Source organism: Maribacter sp. 4G9 (genome assembly GCF_002742265.1).
Classification (GTDB): Bacteria; Bacteroidota; Bacteroidia; order Flavobacteriales; family Flavobacteriaceae; genus Maribacter.
This window is the reverse complement of the sequence record NZ_MDGL01000072.1, coordinates 1-550: the sequence shown is the minus strand read 5'-3', so window position 1 is coordinate 550 and position 550 is coordinate 1. Positions and strand designations below refer to the sequence as shown.

Genomic DNA, 550 nt, shown 5'->3' with positions numbered 1-550 from the left:
ACTACGGCAGTGGTGTCGGCACTCTACTTCCGTGGCAACCAGACGATGTCGTTGGGTTATATGGAGAGCCATATTTTCGGCCGTGTGCTTAAAAAGAGCGGTTTCACCAAACGCCTGCATAAACTGAAGGAGACCCTGATGTTCATCCTGTTGCGCATCGGCAGGATATTCAAGTACATGTGCTGCGAGATGGAATACATCATCGACTCCTTTCCCGTGAAGGCCTGCCACAATATACGCATAAGTCGTTGCAAACTCTTCAGGGACGAGAAATACAGGGGCTACAACGCATCCAAGCGCGAGCATTTCTATGGGGTGAAGATACAGTTGGTGACCACCTCCGACGGCATCCCGGTGGAGATGTACCTTGCGCAAGGTGCCGAGCACGATTCGCAGATACTCAAAAGGATGTACCACGACCTGCCGCCCGAAAGTTCGCTGTACGGGGATAGCGGGTACACCAACTATGAGATCGAGGATTCGTTCAGGGAGGTCGAACAGGTAGATCTGGCGATCAGCAGGAAATCGAATTCCAAACGCAAGGACACCC

The 550-nt window shown here is 52.2% G+C and carries 1 protein-coding gene; it reads left to right on the top strand.

Features of this window, described 5'->3' with window-relative positions; all coding sequences use genetic code 11:
* Window positions 1-550, top strand: a 550-nt coding sequence (locus tag BFP75_RS09865) for an IS982 family transposase (protein WP_123803381.1), incomplete at both ends; no start/stop codon positions are given.